Here is a 22,064-nt window from a genome sequence, read left to right as displayed (position 1 = left end):
ATGTCACTATTAGAAGTCAATAAAATGAGTGTCAACTTTGGAGGGATTAAACCTGTTTCTGAATTAGACCTACATATAGAGCAAGGGGAACTCATAGGACTTATTGGTCCAAATGGCGCAGGCAAGACTACAGTATTCAACCTCCTTACTGGTGTTTATACACCTACAGAAGGCTCTATTACATTTGATGGTGAACGTATTGATCGACTTAAAACCCATCAAATCGTAAAGAAAGGTATTACACGTACATTCCAAAATATCCGTCTTTTCAAACAGATGACCGTTATTGATAATGTTAAAGTAGCTTTTAATAACCGCTTAAGTTATAACACGGTAGAAGGGATTTTAAGATTACCACGTTACAAAAAGCAAGAAGAATGGTTACAGGAAGAGGCTATGAAATTGCTTAGGATTTTTGAACTAGACGGTTATGCCAATGAGCTGAGTATGAATTTACCTTATGGTAAACAACGTAAGTTAGAAATTGCAAGGGCATTAGCAGGGAAGCCAAAGCTTCTTTTGCTTGATGAGCCAGCAGCGGGGATGAATCCAAATGAAACCAACGAGCTAATGCATACAATTAAAATGATTCGAGATGAATTTGGGATTGCTATTTTGCTTATTGAGCATGATATGCACCTTGTCATGTCTATTTGTGAACGTTTAGTTGTTATTGATTATGGGAATGTGATTGCACGTGGAACACCAGAAGAAGTACAAAATAATGAAAAAGTTATTGGAGCTTATTTAGGCCAGGCTTAAAAGGAGGTAACTATGTTAAAAGTAGAAAATCTAAATGTACATTATGGCAATATCCATGCCTTGAAAAATATCTCTTTTGAAGTGACAAAAGGTGAGATTGTAACGTTGATCGGTGCTAACGGTGCAGGGAAAACCTCTACCTTGCAAGCTGTAAGTGGGATGCTTAAACCAAGTGGGGGCAAGATTACTTTAAAAGAACAGGACATTTCACATATTGAAGCACATAAGTTGGTTCCTCTTGGAATGGCACATGTACCTGAAGGCAGACGCGTATTTGCTCAAATGACAGTAGAAGAAAACTTAGAGTTAGGTGCTTATATTCTCAACAATAAAAAACAAATAAGTGAAGATATTGAAAAGATGTATGCACGTTTCCCACGTCTTAAAGAAAGACGTAAACAGTTAGCAGGGACCATGAGTGGTGGGGAACAGCAAATGCTTGCTATGGCACGTGCACTTATGTCTCGTCCAGAAATTGTTTTAATGGATGAACCCTCTATGGGACTTGCACCTATTCTTGTTCAAGAAATTTTTGATATTATTAAGGAAATTAATACTACAGGCACAACTGTATTACTTGTTGAACAAAATGCGAATATGGCCCTTCAAATAGCGCATCGTGCTTATGTGCTAGAAACTGGGGAAGTCGTTCTTTCAGGAGTAGGTAAAGAATTGCTCAACAATGCTCAAGTTAAAAAAGCTTATTTAGGGGCATAATGCTCAAAGTAGAAACTTTGTCTATAACTATTATAAAGACATTTAGAAGGAATGTAATAGAGATAAATAGAGGCTGTCACAAATTTTGTGGCAGCTTTTTTTAATTAATTTCATATACTGAATACAGGGGAGGGATAACGATGATTCGAATTCTATCAATAGATGGAGGCGGTATAAGAGGTATTATTCCTGCAACAATATTAGTAGCTTTTGAAAGTTATCTAAAAGAGTATAGTGGAAATAGTGAAACACGTGTTGCAGACTATGTAGACTTAATAGCAGGAACAAGTACAGGTGGGATTTTGACTGCACTATATACTTGCCCAGATTTAAAAAATCCAACCAAATCTAGGTTTAGTGCACAAGAGGTTTTGGATTTTTATCTTCAACATGGTCAAACTATTTTTAAGAAGAGCTTTTGGCATAGTCTCTATGCAGTATTTGGTCTTGCTAATGCAAGATATAACAATAAAGGTTACTTAGAGCTGTTAAATAGTATTTTAGGAGAGATCAAACTAAGTGAGCTTATTCGTCCTTGTCTCATTTGTTCTTATGATATTGAGAGGAGGCAGGCTGTTCTATTTAATCAATTAGACCCTTATCGCAGTGATGAAGGTGATTTCTTTGTAAAAGATGTTATACAAGCAACGAGTGCAGCACCTACGTATTTTCAGCCAGCTCTTATCCGAGATTCTAAAGGAGAGAACTATTCTTTAATAGATGGTGGTGTATTTGCCAATAACCCCACACTTTGTGCCTATGCAGAAGCTAGCAAACTTTCTAGGGATAGAGGAGATAACTATTCTATTTTTTCACTTGGAACAGGAGCCATTTTACAACCTTACCCTTATTCTGAAGCTAAAAACTGGGGAGGAGCAGGATGGGCTAGACCTTTATTTTCTATTCTCTTAGGAGGGGTAGCAGAGACAGTTGATTATCAAATAAAAGTTATGTATGAAGCAGGAGGAAATGTTAAAGATTATTTGCGTGTCCAAACTTATCTAAGCAAATCAGAAAAAGAATTAGCACAGATGGATAATGTAGATGAGAAGAATATGCAAAATCTAAAAGCCATTGGAGAACAGTTGGTGAAAGAAAATGAAAAGGAATTAAGAAAGATAGCAGCCAGATGGGTTAAAGAAAGTAATAGGTCAAGATTGAGTATTCAAAGATAGAAAAAGCTGTTGTTACAATCAAACCAATAGGTGAATTGTAACAACAGCCTTTTCTATCTTTGAATATTTATTTTACAGAGAGTACTAATTCTGTACTTGTACTATTATTAGCGAAGTCTGTTACAGTAAGCCCAATGGTATAGTCACCTTTAGTAGTTGGATCTAAAGTGCTGAGATCTGCAGTGATTGTTGATAGAACATTGAGACCGTCTGCATCAACAGCAGATTCTACAAAGTCGTTCCAGTTGATTTTAGAAGTGTCTTCATCAAGGCTGATACTTCTGTATTCTTCTTTGAGTGTAAGGACAGGTGCTTCTTTGTTGGCTGGGTCGTAAACAAAGATATTAGCTTTAGCTTTGCCTGTATTTTCTGAGGCGTCATTGATTGTTACAACAATGCCGTCTTTGTACATACCTACTGTATTGAAATCGGTAAGGCTTGTGTCAAAGGTAGCAGTGGTAATATCAAGTGGACCATCTAAATTATCTGTTGCACTGAACTTATCAGTCCAAGTGAGTGTACTCGGATTTGTACCTACAGGAATAGAGAATACTCCTTCTGCTGTTTTGTCAACTTGTGGAGAGATGTTATCTTTGATTTCTTCTGTATTTAAAAGGGCTTCAATGGTAGACAGTTTATCTGTAATCTTGTTTTTATTAGATTCCCAAGCCACATCGAATCTTGGAGAACCATTAGCTCCCCATAGAGAATCACCTGCAATCTCCATGAAGTTCCAGTACACACCAACCATGATACTATATTCGTTTACAGGAGCACACCAGTTATTGTAGATTTCTGCAGTATCGGCACCAATTTTTTCATGGAAAATATCAGTACCTTTTAAGGTTTTTGTATCGTCTTCCCCTAAAGCAGCTTTAAGTTCTGCTTTTGCCTTGGTAACTTTTTCAGTAAAAAGGTTATAGGTAGCGATGGCAATTGGAATTTTTTCTTCAGATATACCTTTTGGAATGATTGTACTACTACCTTTTGTTACAGAAGGTTGGTAGTTAGGATCATCTGCTGCCATATGATCTGGTCTTGGGAATGGGATAAATCCTATAGATTGACCACGATCAGCAGCTTTACTAGCAGCTTCACCTAAACGCCAGTCTTCAATTTCAGTAAAAACTGTTTCGCCCAGGTTGAAGTTGGTTGCTTGAGAGGCCCAAGGTGTGTTACTTGTTCCTTCTATAATATTAGCTTTAAGTAAGCCTTTGTTAATTAACTCTTCTACGTAAGCAACAGCTTGTTTAACTTCAGGGGTATCAATTTGAAGACCTTCATCTCCATAAAGTGCACCACCATTTGCGTGGATTGCTTCAATAAGGGTCTCTGTGTAATCTGTCCTAAAAGCATCAATGCGATATTCAGGCCTTTCAGGTGCTTGACTATTGGCATAGTGTGCATCGATTGTAGCAAGGTAATCGGTAAATACACTCCATGTCCAGTTGCCATCATTGAAAAGGTCTGTTGGATACACGGTCTCACCGTTCACTTTGAGTGCTTCAACAGCTTCAATATAATCAATATTGTAAACAAGAGGTGAAAGTGTCCATGCCATGCCACTTGCTGCTGACTCTAAGAAGAAGTGTTTGCCATAGATTTTAGGAGATGGATTATCACCTAATAAGTCAAGATAGTCATCTAAAGGTTGGATAACGTTTTGAGCTAAGATTCTACCTTGTGAGTTGATTTCTAAATCTACAAGATCAGCGAGAGGATCACCGGCTAATACACTTTGAAGAAGTACTTCCCAGATTAAACCAGGGATGGCTACAAACTGAAGGTCTACATTAAGTTCTTCTTTAATTTCTTCTAAGATTTGGATGTAGACTTGGCGTTCATTTTCTTTCATGTAGTATTCACCAGTAACAGGGTCTTTGTAATAAGGATCTTTTTGATCCCTGTTGGTACAAGCGTAGGTAATGACTATAGGTGATTCAGATTTATTTGCCGATTCTGTCTGTTTGTTTGATTCAGCTTTTGGTGTAGTTGTCTCAACGGCTTGTTTGGTACTACAGCCTGTTACCAATACAGCTGATGCTAAAGTTAACCCCATAATACGTCTCATTTTTTTAAACACGTTGCTTCCCCCTAAATTTAAAAATTGAAATGCAGTTAAATTAAACTAAAAATTAATATTAATTTATACTAATTTATTAAATAATATTAAATTTATAATTTAATAAAAATATATTAACACAAAGTTAATAAAAAAGTAAATATATTATTTAAAAATTTGTGCAATATGTTTTTGAAGTGAAAGAGGTATAAAAAAGTTAAGTAACAAATAAAGGTTATAATTGGGTGATTTCTTATAAAGAAAAATTTTAAAAAGCGCTAGCACTTAGAAAATAACTTTACCAAGATGATGCAACAAGAGCTTTTGGTGTTTTTAACGGAGAAGGCAACTATTTAAAAGTTGTATTTATTAAAAAGCATTGGATAGAGAATAGCCCACACATTTCGACAAAGATGTTGAATGGTGTGGGCTATTTGAGGTTAGTAATACTTTTGAATGATTTCTACGAAAGCATGAGGGTTTTCTTTGATAGCCCAATGTTTGCATTTGGGAAAAATATAGAGTTTGCCATTGGGAACCTTTTTGAGTGCAGCCTTAATATCTTTTAAAGGAACAAGAGGATCTTTTTCGCCGGCAAAGAAAATAACAGGCATCCTTAATCTTTTGAGTTCATCACTATAAAAGGGGAGAGTACCTGTTTTACTACAAGAGCTACGTTGAAAATCTTGCATGGATTTACCGGCACCATCACGAGCACAAGCTTGTAAGACTTCGTCAATAAGTGGTGCTGTAATATTTTTTCTGTTTCCTATAAGGGAGTAACCAATAAAATATTTAGCTAGGTGTTTACGCTTAACAAGCCAGTTATATTGATAAAGTGTACCATTAGTTTTGTAAATATACCAGTTAGCGACTTTTTGGAAGGGAAACCTAGGTGAAAGTCCCCATGAAGCGACAGGAATTAGATATTTGACCCTTCTTGGATATTGTAAGGCAAAGCCAATAGCAATGGCACCACCCATAGAGAGTCCAACTAGAGCAAATTGATCTAATCCTAGAGCGTCTACAATTTCCTTTAGACAACCAATATGAGTAGAATAAAAAGCTGTACCAATGAGATTTGTTGGTTTGTCACTAAGTCCATAGCCAAGATGATCAGGTGCATAAATGGTATAGTCATTAGGAAAGGCTTCCATGATTTCACGCCAAGAAAGCATGGCACTGTCACAGCCAGCTCCATGAAGGAGTACAAGTGCCTTTGGACCATTACCTCTACTATAGAGATGAATCCTACCATAGGAAGTAGTGATATATTGTTCTTTCAAAGTAATTTCCTCCTTTGAGAATTGAGAATCGTAAGTATAGAGTAGGTAATTAAAACATTGTGTTTCTAGTATAGCATAGTAAAAAAAAACTAGATTGAATAGGTAGGGGAGATTATAAAAAGAAAGCTTATATAGAATCTAAAATACATAGATTCTATATAAGCTCAAATAAAGTTTACTTAACAAACTGCTACGTTGTAATCATTCTACAAACAAAAGGAGTGCAATTACATATAAAATAAAAATCTTAATATATACTTAGATGCCAACGCTTACAGATTCGGGTAAGGTGCTTCCACCATCAATAACATTTTGAGTACCTGTTAAATAACTTGACTCGTCACTACCTAAGAAAGCAGCTAATTCACCAACTTCTTGTGGAGTGGCGAGACGCCTTAGTGGGATAGCCTTTGCCATTTCAGTAAGAACAGATTCGGGATCAGAAGGATTTGATTGTTGGGCGATGGATTCTGCCATAGGTGTTCGCACATAGCCTGGACAAATAGCATTAACACGAATACCTTGTGGAGCAAACTCTACAGCAAGGGATTTAGTAAAGCCAATAAGAGCAGCTTTACTTAGTGCATAAGCGGTTTCACCAGGATCCGCTACCATATCACCTGTTACAGAAGAAGTGATGACAATACTTGCACTTGGATGGGTACAAAGTTCAGGTAACACTGCCTTAACTGTATTCCAAGTCCCTTTGATGTTGATATCAATATGAAAATCTCTATCCTTATCACTCATTTCTAAGAAGTTACCAAGTCTACAGACACCAGCATTGGCAACCAACACATGAATAGTACCATAGATTTGTTTCGCTTTATCAACTGCGATTATAAGATCTTGAAGTTTAGTAACGTCGGCTATAATTCCTGTTGCTTCAAAGCCTGATTGAGTTAAAGTGTTAGCTACATCAAGAATTTTATCAGAAATATCCACTAAAATAAGCTTAGCACCATGCTTAGCATAGACTTCAGCAATACCTTTTCCGATACCATTTGATGCACCTGTAATAAAAGCTACTTTTCCGCTTAATTTACCCATCACATACACCTCTTTTGATATATTATATAGAATAGTCTAACAATAATTGAGTGGATTAGCAAGCTACCTTTACTTGTATAGATGTCATAAATTGCATTAATAAAGCAGTAGGCAGCCTTGGTTTTCTATTGCCAGCTTGAGTGTTTCCGAAGGTTCTTGATCTGTAACAATTGCATGTAGCTGAGAGAAGGTACAGATTCGATGAAAAAAGTGGGTGCCTATTTTTGTATGGTCAACGAGTAGAATTGTTTTTTTAGCATTCATTAACATAGCTTGTTTAATTTTGGCTTGTCGAATATCTGCATCATAAATACCATCAGCATCTACGCCTCTACAAGAAATAAAGGCAAGATCTGCTTTCATATGAGTAATCCAATCAGTTGCTTCTTCTCCTAATAGGGTAGCAGAGCGATTAAGTAGCTGCCCACCAGTAATAAAGGTATTAATATGAGTAGAGTTACCTAAAAGTAAAGAGGTATGTAGGCCGTTAGTGGCAACTGTTATATTGCGTAATTCGTCTAAATAAGGACAAAGTTTTATAACGGTGCTGCTAGAGTCTAAGAATAAAGACATGCCATTGGTTACAAAATCACGTGCAATATCTGCAATATGTTCTTTTTCTTTAACTTGAAGATTATTTCTAAATTGAGATGAGTAGTCGAAATTTGTCCCACTTACTAAGGTAGCGCCTCCCCTAATACGTCGAATAGAACCTGTTGCCTCTAAGTCAATTAAATCACGACGTAAAGAAGAAGTACTGCAAAAAAGTTCTTCCTTAAGTTGATGAATGGACATGGTTCTATGTATTGCTAGTAAGTCTAAAATCTTTTCACTACGTTGCATGTAATATACCTCCTGAACAAAAATGAATGATTCTGAACTAATTATACAATTATAAGTAGCAAATAGTCAAATTGTATGCAAAGTATATCAAAAATAGAACGATATTGGTATAATTTCAACACATACATAATTACCAAAAAAGAGCTGTATAAGTACAAATTAACTAGGTAAAAACACAAATTCAGAGGGGGAATAGTAATGAGAAAGTTTTTTGCATTAGGAATGGCAGTTTGTATATCAGCAGGAGCAGTGGGATGTAGTACAACAGAACCAAAACCAGCCACTACGACGGAAACAGAAAAAACAACGACCACTACTACAGAGAAAGTAGATACAACAACACCAACAGATAAAATTGAACTAACTTATTGGTCTATGTGGAATGAAGCAGAGCCTCAGGGACAAGTGATTGGTCAAGCAGCTAAGCAATATATGGAAGAAAATGAAAATGTAACAATTAACATCAACTGGCAAGGGAGAGAGATTAACAAAATCATTCCAGCAAAATTAAATGCTGGTGAAAAAATAGACATTTATGATGGTCCTCTTAATGTGGTATTGCCAGCAACTATCGACCATGTATTAGATGTAACAGACTACTTTAAGCAAAGTTATCCATCTACAGATGGAAAAGCTTATGAAGAGGTTGTTTTAAAAGCAACTGTAGACACTGCAAAAGTATATTCAAAAGAAGGTGAGTTAAATGGAATTCCTTATCAACCTTATGTACAATGTATGTTCTACAACAAAGATCATTTTGAAAAAGCAGGAATCACTGCCTTACCAGCTACTTGGGAGGAGTTCTTAGGAGCTTGTGAGAAATTAAAGGCAGCAGGTTATGCACCGCTTACTGTAGATGATGCTTATATGTTAGCATTACCAGGATACTACTTAGCAAGAGCTAAAGGTGGAGATTGGGTATCTCAATTAGTAACAGAAAATAATGATGAAATGTGGAAAGATCCAGCTGTTTTACAAATGGCAGAAGCTTATGCTGAACTAGCTCAAAAAGGTTACTTCCATCCAAATGTAAGTTCTAATATCTTCCCAGCAGGTCAACAAGACTTAGCAAATAATGCAGCATCTATGTATCTTAATGCAACTTGGTTAGTTAATGAATTAATGCCTGTTACAGGTCCAGACTTCCCATGGGGGCAATTCCAATTCCCAAGTGTACCAAATGGAGAAGGAAATCCTAAAGCAGCTAACTATGCTTCTCAAGCATTCTATATTAATAAAAACAGTGGAAATCAAGATACAGCGTTTGACTTCATTGCTTACTTAACAACAGGAGAATGGGATGGGAAAATTGCAGAAGCAACTTATGGTATTCCATCAGGTATCAATAGTGTGTGGCCAGCACAGTTAGTAGATGCAAAAGAAGTATTTATAGGAACAGAAGAATGGCTACCATGGAGTGGTGGTATGGAAGATAATGGGGATTTAGCAGCAACAATTAGTGCAGCATTTACAGAGTTAATTAGTGGGAAAATCACACCACAACAATTTGTAGATCGTATGGTTGGTATGTAAACCAAGACTAAATAGAATAAATGACTTTTTCAAAGAGACGTATCATTTGATACGTTTCTCTTTGAAAAGGGTAAAATGGAGAGTGATTAAAATGAAAATGGATAAAAAGACACTCTGTATATTTTTAGCTCCAGCTTTAATATGCTTTATCATTATGTTTTTATATCCCATCATTGTAACAACAGGTATGAGCTTTAGTCAGGTAAATAATATTGCAGACCCCATTTCTAGTTGGAAATGGATAGGGATTCATAATTATAAAACCCTTTTTGCATCACGTATGTTTAGAATTTCTCTTCGAAATATTGCAGGGATCTGGAGTATTGGTGGTGTTTTATCTTTGCTATTTGCTATGCTATTTGCCATTATATTGACATCTGGTGTGAAACTTAAGGGGTTTTGGCGTGCGATTATTTATTTACCTAATGTTGTATCAGCAGTTGCATTAGGGACCATGTGGGTGCAATACGTATATAGTGCAAAGTTTGGGTTACTCAAATCAATAGGTAAGTTATTGGGAATTGAAAAGATGGTTAATGCACAATGGACATCACCTCAAAATATCTTTATGTGTATGGTAGTTGCTTTTTCCTTTGGGATTGTAGGGTACTTTATGTTAATTTTCATAGCAGGTATTGAACGTATACCGGATACCTACTATGAAGCAGCCATGATAGAAGGTGCTGGTGTATGGCGTAGATTTTTCTCTATTAGCTTACCCTTGTTAAAAGATGTTATTAAATCAGTTATTACGCTATGGACAGTTATTGTAGTTGGTTTCTTTATTTGGACACAAGTATTTACGCCATTTGACTTATCAGAAGGAACGATTACACCAATGGTCTATATGTATCAATTAGTATTTGGTGGAAGTCGGGGAACAACGGAGATCAATGTTGGAGCAGGTGCAGCCATTGGCGTTGTTTTATCAATTATTATTGTGATTGTGTTTAGTATTGTAAACTTTGTATTAAAAGATTCAGAAATTGAATTCTAGGGGGGAAGCACATGAAAAACTTAATAAAAATGAAAGAAAAAAAACAACTTGCATTGGCTCCAGCTTATCTCCTGCTCATAGTATGGACCGTTTTTATTTTTATCATGATAGGTTGGGTTGTTTTAGCTTCCTTCTCCACAACAAAAGAAATATTCAATGGAACTATGTTGAAATTTGAAAGTGGGATAAACTTTGTAAACTATAAGAATGCACTCTTTTCACATAATGTTGCAAAGTACTTTATGAACTCAGTCATTTATACATGTGTAGCAAGTATTGGGGTCATTTTGGTAGGTGCACCAGCCTCTTATGCATTAGCGAGAGCACGTTTTAAAGGAAGAAGCTTATGTCTTAATATGTTTGTAGTAGGTATGAGTATTCCGGTTATTATGATCATCTTACCTCTTTACTCAACACTTTCTAAACTGGGTGTAACGAATAATAGAATAACAATTATTTTCTTATACATCTGTATGACGGTTCCTTTTACAGTATTTTTCCTTTATAGCTTTTTTCAATCATTGCCAGGAGATTTTGAAGAAGCGGCAGCTATAGATGGATGTGGACCTATTAAAACATTTTGGAGTATTATGTTTCCATTAGCACAGCCAGGTGTAATCACTTTGCTTGTATTTAACTTTATTACTATCTGGAATGAGTATTTTATTTCATACATATTGATTGACGATGTTAAGCTAAAGCCAGTAGCAGTAGGGTTGTACTCTATGGTGCAATCTATGAAGTACTCAGGAGATTGGGCAGCTATGTTTGCAGCAGTAGTTATTGTATTTTTGCCAACTTTTATTCTCTATTTATTCTTATCAGATAAGATTATAGCAGGTGTAACAGGTGGCGGAGTAAAAGGCTAGATAAAATAGGAGGAAAAAATGGAAGAAAGAATTAAACAATTTCAAAAGCGTGGATTTGGCCTATTTGTACATTATGGTGCTTATGTACAATATGAGAATGGTGAATGGGTAATGAATTTAAGACAACATGACCCAGAAAACTATGAAAAAAAGGCATTGGAACTAGATTATAGTAGTTTTGATGCAAAGAAAGTAATCCATGCTGCTAAAATTTCAGGTGCAAAGTATATCACATTTACAACCAGGCATCATGACGGTTTTTCATTATATGATACCCGTGGATTGACAGATTATGATGTGATGCATACACCAAATGGAAAAGATATTGTAAAAGAATTTGTAGATGCATGTCATGAAGCGGATATTATGCCATTTTTATATCATACAACGGTAGATTGGCATCATCCTGATTTTGATAGAGATTTTCCAGCATACTTACAGTATTTAAGAGATTCTATAGAAATTCTTTGTTGTCACTACGGAGAAATTGGTGGATTTTGGTTAGATGGTAACTGGAGTAAGCCTGCAGGTGCATGGGAGCTTGATGTACTTTATGGAATTATACGTAAATATCAACCTCATGCAATCATTATTAATAATACGGGATTAGAAGCCCAAGGGGTATTTGGACATGAAGAAATAGATTGTGTAACCTTTGAGCAAGGTCATCCACAAAAACTAGACTGTAGTGAGATGGAAAAAGAGTATATGGGTGAGATGTGTTACCCGATATGTGAACATTGGGGCATTGCAACAGATATCAATGTCAAGTCTATGAAGCAGATTTTAGAAGCCATGGTTGCTTGTAGAAGAGTAGGTGGAAACTTCCTTCTTGGGATTTTTACAAAGTTAGATGGCAGTCAGCCTTTATTGCATGAAGGTTATTTAGAAGCAATAGGCAAATGGGTGCAAAAGAACGAAGATGCATTTTTTGAAGGACAGGTATGTGCGATCAAAGGTTATGGCAAAGATTTTGCTTTAGAAACAAAAGATAAGGTCTATTTGTTCTTACATGATATTCCTACATGGGGAGATCAAAATGTGATTAAGCTCACCGAACGTCAATATAGTACTTTTACCAATGTACAGCATGAACTTAAAGAAGGTAAATGGCTAGATAATGAAGCATCTGTAGCATTTGCACAAGATAGAGAAAAAGGGTTGTTAGTTATAGAACCTACACCTTTCCAATATGGAGAAAGTTGGGTTATTCGTGTAGCTGTATTTAATAAAGAGAATAAATAAGCATTATAAAAGCCCTCAAACTTAAAGTTTGGGGGCTTTAGTGTGCTCCTAATATAAATGAACAAAACTGAACGCAACTGAAAAGAAAGTAGCCATGAAGGAGAAGAGATATCAAGTAAGATTCAAAATATGGTATGAAAAGTAAATAATTGGTAAAATTAGGAAGAATAGTACTCCATAAAACATATGAGCACTTATTTTAGAGGTTACTGTACAAATTGAAGGTAAAAAGGAAGGGGATGTAAAATGGTAAAAAGAATGAAGCAAAAAATAGTAGCAGCAACAGTAGCAGCGTTTATGACATGCACAAGTCTAGGGGGAGTTGTCTATGCGGATACAGTTGATCTTACTTATTGGATAGGAGATGGATTAACCAGGTATTATGATACACAAGCGGCTCCGGTAACTCCTAATAGAGAGATTAAGTTGCAAGCAGCACGTAACGAATGGGAAACAGGGCAAATTGTTTTAAAATCAGAGACACAAGGTTTTACCATTAACAATGTACGGTTATCCGATTTAACAAATGGCGTACAAACAATTGAAAGTTCAAATTTAAGCTATAATTTTGCACTTTATCAATTTGATATGTTAACCAATACAGCGGGACAATGGGGACAACATGGTAAACCACTCTATCCGTATAGTGGCATACCAGATCCTCTATCAAATGCTAAGGATATAGAAGTAACAAAAGGAAAAAATCAACCCATTTATATTAAAGCCTATATTCCAGAAGGAATAATGCCAGGAACATATACGGGAATGGCTGTGGTTGAAACAACATTAGGAGATATTGAAGTACCAATAGAAGTTGAAGTATTTAGTGCAACGGTTCCGAAGATAAAGGATGCAGGATTTACCTACTACAATTGGATGAGCGATATTGTGCAGGGGTACTATACAGAATGGAATGTATTTAAAACTTATTATGAAGTAGAGGATGTTATAAGAACACCAGAAGGACTAGATTTTAGTACAGACTTCTATGAAATTGTTAATAATTGGGCTCAGAGTATGATTGAGCATCGTCAAAATTCTGTACTGATACATACTGTAGCTATGCTAGATGCAGCGGATACAACAATAGATGAAAAGGGCACTTATACTTTTGACTGGACTTTATTTGATAAGTATATTGATTTATGGCTAAGTAATGGCATGACGAGCATTGCGAATATTCACTATGGCTATCATGAAAAAGATGTTATGTTGAAAGACGATGGGAATGGAAATGCTGTATTTACCTGGGATAGATACTCTATGGGTAATGGATTAGATAAAGAAAAAGATAATTGGTATAAACAATACCTACCAGCCTTAGCCCAACACATTGAATCCTATGATATTACAAAGTATCCTCAGTTTGCTGGTACAGATAAAGAAACCTTGTTTGATATTTGGTCACAACAACTTTATGATGAGCCAACAGCAACTAATTTATGGGTATATTATGCACAGCTTACAAGAGAATACTTAGTTGTTAGAAATGAAACAGGGGAAGCAATTAAAAATGTAAAGATATTTGATGCAGATATGACGGGAGCTACACGTAATAAACCTTATACAGATTATACAGATATACAAGTGCCACAACTAAAATTTATTCCAGGCAACGAAGGTATTTATCAGAACCTTCAAGATCAAGGGCAAGATTTCTGGGTGTATGTATGTGTATCGCCAACTAAGCCGTGGTTAAATCGTTTTGTGGGGCAACCTGATACAACTTATCCCATGCTCTTTTGGTATGAAGCACAGGTCAATGCGACGGGCTATTTGCACTGGGCATTTAATGTGTGGAATATAGGATATGCAGATGATGGCGATTGTTATATGGTTTATCCAGATGTGGAGAAGAATGATATTTTAAGTAGTATTCGTTATGAAGGACAAAGAGATGGGATAGAGGATTGGGAACTATTCCAATTAGCCAAGCAAACAGATGATGTGAAAACACAAGAAATTTTAGATAGAGCTGTTTCTCATCCAAATGGAACCTATCTACAAGATATAGAGGATTATCGTGCATTACGTCATGCAATGCTACATTTAGCAAGTGGAAATGCTGACATAGAGGTACCTAATGTAGGAGTACCAGGCACTGTAGTGGCACCACAACCACCACTTGGAGCCTATTATGTAGATAATCTTGACCCAGCAATTAAGTATACGGATATGGAAAAGTATGCACATTCTAGTGAAACAGAATCTTACCGTAAATCTGTGCATTTCCAAAACTATTCTGGACCAGTGGGAAGCTATGGGGGATCGGCTGAGCTAGATTTCACGGGAACTGGTATTGAAATTATGAGTGAACAAAGAGGCAATAAAGGTGATATATTAGTAGAGCTTTATCAAATACTAGAAGATGGAACAACACAAGAGATAGAACGTACAGTAGTGAGCTGTCTATCCCAAAGCACAAAACCATTCTATTTTCCATATAAGAAAACAGGATTAGAATATGGGGACTACCGTATACGTATGACAAATATTCGTACTGTAAATGGTGATTCTAAAACACAAATGTTACTAGATGCTTTTATGGTACACACCCTTCAAGAAGATGGTTCAAGTGCCATTGCTAAGGTGGATTTACTTGCTAGTGATCAGGGCGTATTAGTAGCAAGTAGTGAGGGTATAATCATCGAAAGTGGCGACAGTGTAAAAAGAGGTAAAGAAGTAACTATTACAGCAGTGCCAGAAACAGGTTATTATTGTAAAGCATTAAATATTAATGGTATGCAGTACCCGGTCACAAATAATACCTATATCATAGAAGCCATTGATAAAGATATTATTGTAGCAGCTGTATTTGAAAAAATACCTGGTGAAACAATACCAGCTACTAATGTAGCATTAGGCAAAAATGTAGTAGCAAGTAGTACGGATACAGCTAATGGCTACCTTACAGAATATGTAGTTAATGGAAATACAGATACAACATCAAAATTAGCATGGTCAAATGATGCGAATGTAAATAATTACAGAGAAAGTAACTTATGGATTCAAGTAGAATTAGATAAGGTGACACGTATTGATACAGTGAATTTATATTGGAATGGATGGGGCACGACCTATGTACCTAATACTTATGAAATCCAAGTATCTACAACAGGAGAGGAAGAAAGTTTCCAAACTGTTGCAACACAAACCAATCATGTAAATGGCAAATCAGAGTTTGTATTTGATGAGGTAGATGCAAAATATGTACGCATTTGGATGCCAAAGAATGCAAGTGCTGGACATACAGCTATTTTATTACATGAGTTTGAAGTGATGAGTGCTCCACAAATTATTCCAGAAGAAGTAGATAAGACTGCATTGCTAGCACTTATAGAGGAAGTCGAAGGAATGGATACTTCTATATACACTAAACCCAGTGTAGAAGTGTTGAATAAGGCACTTCAAGAAGCAAAAATATGCATGCAAAATATTTATGCGACGCAGGGAGAAGTAGCTGATGCATTTGCAACTTTAACTAGAGCAAAAGAGTCTCTTGTGATTATAAGTGAAGCACCAGTATTTTATACAGTTGGCGAAGAAAAGGTATATGCAGGTGAGGACTACCAATTAGGTATTGGGATTGATGCAAAGGATAAGGCAATCTATGCTCAAGAAATCTATGTCACCTATGACAAGGGACTTGTAGAATATGTAGGGTATGAAATGTTAAATGATACCGTAGAGGTGCTAATAGATGATGAGACAACAGAAGGATTACTACACATCTTTACTGTGACGCCAGATGGTGGTGTGTCATCGGATAAATTACTTATGAATCTTAATTTTAAGGTAAAAGAAGAGAGTAAGAAAAGTACAAAGATGCAAGTGGCAGGATGTGTAGGTGTTATCAAAGAAGGGGATGTAGTAGGAAGTAATGCAGAAACGCTAGAAGCAAAAGAACATACAATTATCATTGAAAATGATCTACAACCAGGAGATATTTTAGATGTTAATAAGGATAGCACAATAGATGTAGCCGACCTTGCTCTTATAGCATACTACTACAGAAAAGTAAACTCAGATCCTAACTGGAATGCAATTAAACATGTAGATATCAATAAGGATGGAATTATTGATATTAAAGATTTAGTAGAAGTAGCAATGAAAATTAAGAATAAGTAAAGTAATCTATAGGGGTTATAAAGAGATGGCTATAACAAGGAGATGCCACACTATATCATATAGCCATCTCTTTTTTAAAAGATGCTTACTCAAATGAATGAGGGAGGAAAGTAGATGAAAAAAAACATATGGATAACAATCATTACTATGAGTATAATCATGCTATGCTTAGTACCAGCACAGCCTGTTTGGGGGGCGACAACAACATTTAAGTGTGATGAACAAAAAGTAAAAACGAAAAGCAATATGCCTTTTAGCCTTAATGTTAAAGGAGAATATATTACAGATTTATATGGGTTTGAAGTGGTGCTAAGCTTTGATGAAAGTCAGTTAGAAATAGTAGGGAAACCACAGGTGAAATTTGCTGAAGGTTTTTTGGCAGGGCCGACTAAAGCTACCGATGATAAGGTCTATTTTGGTTTTACTAAAATGGGTAAAAAAGCTGGTGACAATGGGGCAATTGATTTAGCTGAATTTAAGTTTAAAGCGAAAGAACCTGGCATATATACTATAAAATTAGAATCAGTAAAAGTAGTAGACTCTAAAGGTAATGCAAAAGACTTTAAAGTAGAGCAAACTATTCCTATTAAAGTGATCGATAAAGGTCAAAATTTAGAAGATATTAAAGGGCATTGGGCTGAAAGCTGTATAAGTCAAGTTGTAGATGAAGCATACATGATAGGAAAAACAGAAATATTATTTAAGCCAAATGACAAATTAACCCGTGCAGAAATGGCCATGATTCTTAATAATATTCTTGAAGAATATAACATAGTAAGTAACATAGTGGAAAATAAGAAAGTTAGTACTTTTGAAGATATTAATGGAGATGAGTGGTATGCAGAAAGTATTTTCAAAATGGCAGATAGAGGTCTTTTAAAAGGATATGAAGAGGGTACTTTCAAACCACAACAATCTATTACAAGAGCAGAGACATTAGCTATTCTAGCGAGAATAGAAAAAGAGAATGGAACGTATGAAGAACTTAGAGGGTATGAAAAGATATTAGCACCTTATAAAGATGCAGATCAAGTACCAGCGTGGGTAGAAGTGGATGTAGCATGGGCTATTGAAAAAGGCCTTATTAGAGGGGATGAAAAGGCAAAACTTAATATGCAAGGAAACATTACAAGAGCAGAAATCGCTGCTATTCTTTGTAGATATCTAGGATTAGAAAATCATGGATAAGGGAGAAAAATAAATGATAAAAAAAAGATTGATAACTCTTGTGATTTGGGTATATGTACTTACAATGATTCTACCAGCCCAGGTAACAGTGACTTATGCTATACAGCCACAGTCTACTGTAGTTATAAAAAAACAAGTAGAAATGGCAGCAACTACAGAAGGACAACTAGGTATAAAGCCGGAGGATGAGCAGACTACTCCAGCAGCCATTATCTTACTAGATAAACTTATTCAACATGCTGATTGGCTTGTACAGGAAGCACCCATAGGAACGACTCCGGGGGCTTATAAAATAGAAGATAAAGAAAAATTGAATACAGTATGTAGAGAGGCAAAAGAGGCACGTATACATATACAAACAGAAGAAGCAGGACTAGAAATAGTAGTTGTGTTACATAATGCTATTGTTATTTTTAAATCCAGTAGACAGACAGATATTGGGCAATTAGCTCTTGCAGCATATTATTATGGTGAGCAAGAGGACGAAGAAATGTGGAAACAGGCTTTGTGGTTCGATATGAATAATGATGGGAAAATAGATATTGTAGATTTATCTTGTATAATAGGCCTTATATATATTGAATAGAAGAGAACGCTGCCTATAAAAAATGAATGTTAGTGAGTTTATGAGTAGAGTAAAAGTCCAAGTATTTCTAACAAATAGATAGAAATACTTGGACTTTTCTATTTTAGAGATTTAGTTACATTTAAGAACAGATTTCGTTCTGCAAATGTTGTTCTCTTTTATAGAAGCATAAGGTAAGTAAAATGGTAATGAATAACCCTAGAATCATATACCCAAAACGGATAGATATAGCAGAAAGAGAACCTATAGCACCCATGGCAGAAGCTAAAGCGAGCATAGTGTTGAAACTCACTTTAGGGATATAGCTTGATACGACACTTGAGCAATAACCTCCTATAATAACACCCATTAAAGTGAGTGAAGGGGGGAGAATGAGATTAAAAACGATGACAAAGAGTAGGATGCCTATAAGTGTTCCAGTAATACGTTTTGGCATACGTTCTTTTGTTTCTTTGTAAGAGAGTTGTGTAAGAGAGAGAATGGTTACATTAATCCACATCCCTTTTTCAAGGCCTATAATATTGCCAAGAGCCATTCCAATAGTGAGTGCAAGTGTCATTCTAATAATAAAGAAATACCTTGTTGGTTCTTTCTCTTTTAAGTGGTGAATAAGTGCTTTTAATTGTGTTGGACGAGTTGGGTTGGTATAGTCAGCTGGCGTACATTTATAAATAATCAAGCTAGCAAGAATACCGCATACAAGAATACTTGCAACTCTTAAGAAAACTGTACCATCTACAATAGGTGTACCTTCCATAAAGACATAAAACAGAAGGAAGAGTGAATAAAGTCCACTAGGAATATCTTCAGTTGTAAAGTACATAACAGTAGCAATAGTTATAAAGTTAAATAAGATACCTAATACTAAGCTGTATTGGCTCACAATGGTTGAAATACTGATGATGAAGTAGAGAAACAAAACAATCTTAGCAGAAGTTTTCTTATCATAGCAAAGATTCTTTTTAAGAAACATCATAGACTGAGCAATACATATAATACTGACTAATTTATTATCATTGCCAAAGAAAGAGGAATAAAGTCCTACAATGAGCATAATGGGAACGAGAATAATGAGATTGAAAATAAGTTTTTGCTTAGTAATAATAATCACTCCTTAATATAAATATAAAATGTTTATAAGTTTAATGATTCAGCATCGTTTTTTGAATGAGAAAGTCCATTGAGCTTCTTAAGTGTTGCAACGCAAAAGATGATACAGACACACAAAGTAATCAGGTCAGCTAGAGGCTGAGCAAGCATTAGGCCATAAAGTCCAGATTCCATAGGGTAACTACCTAACTTTTCAATGAGGGGTGGTACACCCTGTTGGAAAATACGAGGTAAAATAAGTGTAAAAGGAATAAGGAGCAAGCCCTGACGTGCAATAGAGATAAAAGTAGGTTTTTTAGATTCGCCCATAGCTTGGAAAACAGCGGTCATGACAAAAATAAAAGAATAGCCTACTAATAAATAAGTTTGCATTTTAAGGCAGTTTACACCTAGCTGAATCACTTCTGGATCCTTTGTGAAAAGTTGAATAAAGAATTCAGGAACGAGATTAATGATGCCAATAATACCTATGCTATATAAAAAGGTAATGCCAAGTGAGAAGAAAATGGACTCTTTCACACGAAGATAAAGCTTAGCACCTATGTTATAGGAAGCAAAAGGTAAGAAGGCATTGGTATAACCGCCTACCATTTGTGTAATAATGGTATAGATTTTATTGACAATGCCCATTGCAGCTAGTGCAGGCGCACCAAATACAGCAGCAGTTGCATTGAGTACAGTAAAAGCAATAGCCGCCAAGAACTGTGTCATAAAAACAGGAAAACCTATGGAGAAGATTTGCTTTACAATAGAAAAATCCTCAGGAGTACGCGTGAGTAATGTATTGAGGTTAATCACAATAAGCGATTTTTTTCTAAGATAAAAGCTAAGCATCAATACTGTAGAGATAGCTTGACTAATGACAGTAGCAATGGCTGCACCAGCGAGACCAAGACCAAAGCTCCACATAAAAATAGGATCTAAAATAATATTTGCAACAGCACCTATGATAATTGTAAACATGGACATCTTAGAAGCGCCCTCAGTACGTAACAAACTATTGAAAACTAAATTGGAGATGGTAAAAATGGCTCCAATAAGTAACCAATTAGAATAGGATTTGGCATAAGGTAGTACTTCTTGTGAAGCACCCATTAGGGTCATAATTTGATTCATAAATAAAAATCCAATAATCATAATACCTACGGAGAAAGCAATACAGAGCAAAAGTGCCAATCCACTTGCACGGTCTGCCAAAGCTTTTTTATTAGCGCCTAATAGGCGTCCAACACAAGAAGCCGCACCTACACCAATCATTGTTCCGATAGCCATTAAAATAACAAAAAACGGAAATGAAACCGAAACTGCGGCCATAGAATTGGTACTATTAAGCATCCCAACGAATATTGTATCTACCAAGTTATAAAGTGCCGAAGCAAGCATACCAATCATAGAAGGAACCGCAAGTTTTAATAAGGTACTTTTTACAGGATAGTCACGCATTAAAGTTTCTTTTGAACATTTATTAGTCATACATATACCTCCCTTGTGACTTTATAGTATAATGTAAACTATGGGGTTAGCCCATAGTCAAGATGGTGTTTTGAAATGAGAAGGTGAGTGTATGATAGAATTAAATAGAGAAGAATATTTTTTTGAACCAAGATATACAAGAGGACAAGTTTGTAAAGTAATGGGTATAGGGAAGGACACTTTAAGACACTATGAAAGTTGTGGAATACTTAGCCCAAAAGAAAACAAGAAAAATAAATATAAGTATTATGCCATTGCAGATATAGAGATACTTAATGTGATTTTATTTTTACGTTCCATAGATGTACCTATTCAAGACATTCCTAAATTCATTGAATGCAATGATATAGATGATTATAGTGGTCTTATTGGTAAACAGATTAAGGAAATCACACAGAAGATTAATTATTGGACATATGCTAAAAAATTACTCTGTTATTTTCAGGAGATGTTAGAAGAATATAAGAAAAATCCTAATACCATAAAATATGTAGAACAAATTGTTTTTAGATTTAATGAAGCAACCTTTGATTATAAAATGGATGATATAGAAGAAATGGTACCAAGTAAGAAAACGAATAGAGGTGTAGGAAGAATCACTCAGCTGAAAATTGTAGGTGAAAAGTGGATCTATAGTAATAGAGAGGATACTTCAGATATGGTAGTAGGACATTTATGTGATGAAAAAGAGGGTGGATGTGAGGTGGTCCTGCCACAAGCCTTACTCATGAACACGCTAGAACCATTAGATAAGATTCCGAGTATTATTTGTAGTGCACAACAAAACTATGAAAAACAATATGTTTTTGAAAAAAAGGTATATATTATAGAACATAGCTTTTTTAATATTTTTAATCAAGGAAAATTAATGAGAAATATTTATTTACCTATTCAATTGATTAAAAAATAAATTGAAACTAATGATTTATTATATTGAAAGATATTTCAGAACATATAAAGATCATTTCATTACAATAAAAAGCAAAAAGAGTTTTTTTAGACTATAGTAGTAATAATATGTAAATATATTATTGAGATCA

The 22,064-nt window shown here is 35.4% G+C and carries 17 protein-coding genes; 11 read left to right on the top strand and 6 right to left on the bottom strand.

What is annotated here, in order from left to right; genetic code table 11:
• The 3 genes from BN2390_RS15000 (at position 1) to BN2390_RS14990 (ending at position 2,654) form a co-directional block, all read left to right on the top strand.
• The gene (locus BN2390_RS15000) at positions 1–762 is read left to right on the top strand and encodes an ABC transporter ATP-binding protein (RefSeq protein WP_053985127.1); all 762 of its coding nucleotides are present in this window, start codon (positions 1–3) and stop codon (positions 760–762) included.
• A gap of 12 nt (positions 763–774) precedes the next feature.
• Positions 775–1,479 (top strand): ABC transporter ATP-binding protein, encoded by a 705-nt coding sequence (locus BN2390_RS14995; RefSeq protein WP_053985126.1) that lies wholly within the window; start codon positions 775–777, stop codon positions 1,477–1,479.
• A 140-nt stretch (positions 1,480–1,619) separates the two neighbouring features.
• Positions 1,620–2,654, top strand: a complete 1,035-nt coding sequence (locus BN2390_RS14990) for a patatin-like phospholipase family protein (protein WP_053985125.1) — start codon at positions 1,620–1,622, stop codon at positions 2,652–2,654.
• Between the two features lie 67 nt (positions 2,655–2,721).
• Here the strand turns inward: BN2390_RS14990 and BN2390_RS14985 are convergent, their stop codons facing one another.
• The 4 genes from BN2390_RS14985 to BN2390_RS14970 form a co-directional block, all read right to left on the bottom strand.
• Positions 2,722–4,737 (bottom strand): type 2 periplasmic-binding domain-containing protein, encoded by a 2,016-nt coding sequence (locus BN2390_RS14985; RefSeq protein ID WP_053985124.1) that lies wholly within the window; start codon positions 4,735–4,737, stop codon positions 2,722–2,724.
• A gap of 419 nt (positions 4,738–5,156) precedes the next feature.
• A complete protein-coding gene (locus tag BN2390_RS14980; protein ID WP_053985123.1) occupies positions 5,157–6,002 on the bottom strand; it encodes an alpha/beta fold hydrolase in 846 nt (281 codons plus the stop codon).
• A 258-nt stretch (positions 6,003–6,260) separates the two neighbouring features.
• On the bottom strand, positions 6,261–7,052 hold the full coding sequence (gene ucpA, locus BN2390_RS14975) for an SDR family oxidoreductase UcpA (protein WP_053985122.1): 792 nt from the start codon (positions 7,050–7,052) through the stop codon (positions 6,261–6,263).
• Positions 7,053–7,148: 96 nt separating this feature from the next.
• Positions 7,149–7,895 carry a DeoR/GlpR family DNA-binding transcription regulator gene (locus BN2390_RS14970; RefSeq protein WP_053985121.1) on the bottom strand — a complete coding sequence of 249 codons (747 nt, stop codon included), beginning with the start codon at positions 7,893–7,895 and terminating at the stop codon, positions 7,149–7,151.
• Positions 7,896–8,093: 198 nt separating this feature from the next.
• Between BN2390_RS14970 and BN2390_RS14965 the strand changes: the two genes are divergently transcribed.
• From BN2390_RS14965 to BN2390_RS14935, 7 genes are all read left to right on the top strand, one after another.
• Entirely contained in the window at positions 8,094–9,428 is a 1,335-nt protein-coding gene (locus BN2390_RS14965) for an ABC transporter substrate-binding protein (RefSeq protein WP_053985120.1), read from the top strand.
• 97 nt (positions 9,429–9,525) lie between these two features.
• Positions 9,526–10,425: a carbohydrate ABC transporter permease gene (locus BN2390_RS14960; protein WP_053986341.1), complete on the top strand. Its 900-nt coding sequence runs from the start codon at positions 9,526–9,528 to the stop codon at positions 10,423–10,425.
• An 11-nt stretch (positions 10,426–10,436) separates the two neighbouring features.
• Entirely contained in the window at positions 10,437–11,294 is an 858-nt protein-coding gene (locus tag BN2390_RS14955; RefSeq protein ID WP_198524922.1) for a carbohydrate ABC transporter permease, read from the top strand.
• Positions 11,295–11,312: 18 nt separating this feature from the next.
• Positions 11,313–12,539 (top strand): alpha-L-fucosidase, encoded by a 1,227-nt coding sequence (locus tag BN2390_RS14950; protein WP_053985119.1) that lies wholly within the window; start codon positions 11,313–11,315, stop codon positions 12,537–12,539.
• A gap of 246 nt (positions 12,540–12,785) precedes the next feature.
• Complete coding sequence (locus tag BN2390_RS14945; RefSeq protein ID WP_053985118.1) at positions 12,786–16,667, top strand: glycoside hydrolase domain-containing protein; 3,882 nt, start codon at positions 12,786–12,788, stop codon at positions 16,665–16,667.
• A 114-nt stretch (positions 16,668–16,781) separates the two neighbouring features.
• Complete coding sequence (locus tag BN2390_RS14940) at positions 16,782–17,855, top strand: S-layer homology domain-containing protein (protein ID WP_053985117.1); 1,074 nt, start codon at positions 16,782–16,784, stop codon at positions 17,853–17,855.
• Between the two features lie 13 nt (positions 17,856–17,868).
• Positions 17,869–18,441: a hypothetical protein gene (locus BN2390_RS14935; RefSeq protein ID WP_053985116.1), complete on the top strand. Its 573-nt coding sequence runs from the start codon at positions 17,869–17,871 to the stop codon at positions 18,439–18,441.
• 121 nt (positions 18,442–18,562) lie between these two features.
• On the opposite strand, the gene BN2390_RS14930 is transcribed toward BN2390_RS14935, so the two are convergent.
• Positions 18,563–19,552: an FUSC family protein gene (locus BN2390_RS14930; RefSeq protein WP_053985115.1), complete on the bottom strand. Its 990-nt coding sequence runs from the start codon at positions 19,550–19,552 to the stop codon at positions 18,563–18,565.
• Between the two features lie 23 nt (positions 19,553–19,575).
• Entirely contained in the window at positions 19,576–21,024 is a 1,449-nt protein-coding gene (locus BN2390_RS14925; RefSeq protein ID WP_053985114.1) for an MATE family efflux transporter, read from the bottom strand.
• A 91-nt stretch (positions 21,025–21,115) separates the two neighbouring features.
• Here BN2390_RS14925 and BN2390_RS14920 point away from each other — a divergent pair, with 91 nt between their 5' ends.
• A complete protein-coding gene (locus BN2390_RS14920) occupies positions 21,116–21,934 on the top strand; it encodes a MerR family transcriptional regulator (protein ID WP_053985113.1) in 819 nt (272 codons plus the stop codon).
• The last annotated feature ends 130 nt before the right edge of the window (positions 21,935–22,064 follow it).

Source organism: Niameybacter massiliensis, from assembly GCF_001282685.1.
Taxonomy (GTDB): domain Bacteria; phylum Bacillota; class Clostridia; order Lachnospirales; family Cellulosilyticaceae; genus Holtiella; species Holtiella tumoricola.
The sequence above is the reverse complement of the archived record's forward strand: the minus strand, read 5'-3'. Positions and strand labels throughout refer to the sequence as shown.

Excerpts from the sequence above, each read along its gene's own strand:
- BN2390_RS15000 (WP_053985127.1), top strand. The coding sequence starts at position 1 with ATGTCACTATTAGAAGTCAATAAAATGAGTGTCAACTTTGGAGGGATT.
- BN2390_RS14995 (WP_053985126.1), top strand. The coding sequence starts at position 775 with ATGTTAAAAGTAGAAAATCTAAATGTACATTATGGCAATATCCATGCC.
- BN2390_RS14990 (WP_053985125.1), top strand. The coding sequence starts at position 1,620 with ATGATTCGAATTCTATCAATAGATGGAGGCGGTATAAGAGGTATTATT.
- ucpA (WP_053985122.1), bottom strand. The coding sequence starts at position 7,052 with ATGGGTAAATTAAGCGGAAAAGTAGCTTTTATTACAGGTGCATCAAAT.
- BN2390_RS14970 (WP_053985121.1), bottom strand. The coding sequence starts at position 7,895 with ATGCAACGTAGTGAAAAGATTTTAGACTTACTAGCAATACATAGAACC.
- BN2390_RS14965 (WP_053985120.1), top strand. The coding sequence starts at position 8,094 with ATGAGAAAGTTTTTTGCATTAGGAATGGCAGTTTGTATATCAGCAGGA.
- BN2390_RS14960 (WP_053986341.1), top strand. The coding sequence starts at position 9,526 with ATGGATAAAAAGACACTCTGTATATTTTTAGCTCCAGCTTTAATATGC.
- BN2390_RS14955 (WP_198524922.1), top strand. The coding sequence starts at position 10,437 with ATGAAAAACTTAATAAAAATGAAAGAAAAAAAACAACTTGCATTGGCT.
- BN2390_RS14950 (WP_053985119.1), top strand. The coding sequence starts at position 11,313 with ATGGAAGAAAGAATTAAACAATTTCAAAAGCGTGGATTTGGCCTATTT.
- BN2390_RS14945 (WP_053985118.1), top strand. The coding sequence starts at position 12,786 with ATGGTAAAAAGAATGAAGCAAAAAATAGTAGCAGCAACAGTAGCAGCG.
- BN2390_RS14940 (WP_053985117.1), top strand. The coding sequence starts at position 16,782 with ATGAAAAAAAACATATGGATAACAATCATTACTATGAGTATAATCATG.
- BN2390_RS14935 (WP_053985116.1), top strand. The coding sequence starts at position 17,869 with ATGATAAAAAAAAGATTGATAACTCTTGTGATTTGGGTATATGTACTT.
- BN2390_RS14925 (WP_053985114.1), bottom strand. The coding sequence starts at position 21,024 with ATGACTAATAAATGTTCAAAAGAAACTTTAATGCGTGACTATCCTGTA.
- BN2390_RS14920 (WP_053985113.1), top strand. The coding sequence starts at position 21,116 with ATGATAGAATTAAATAGAGAAGAATATTTTTTTGAACCAAGATATACA.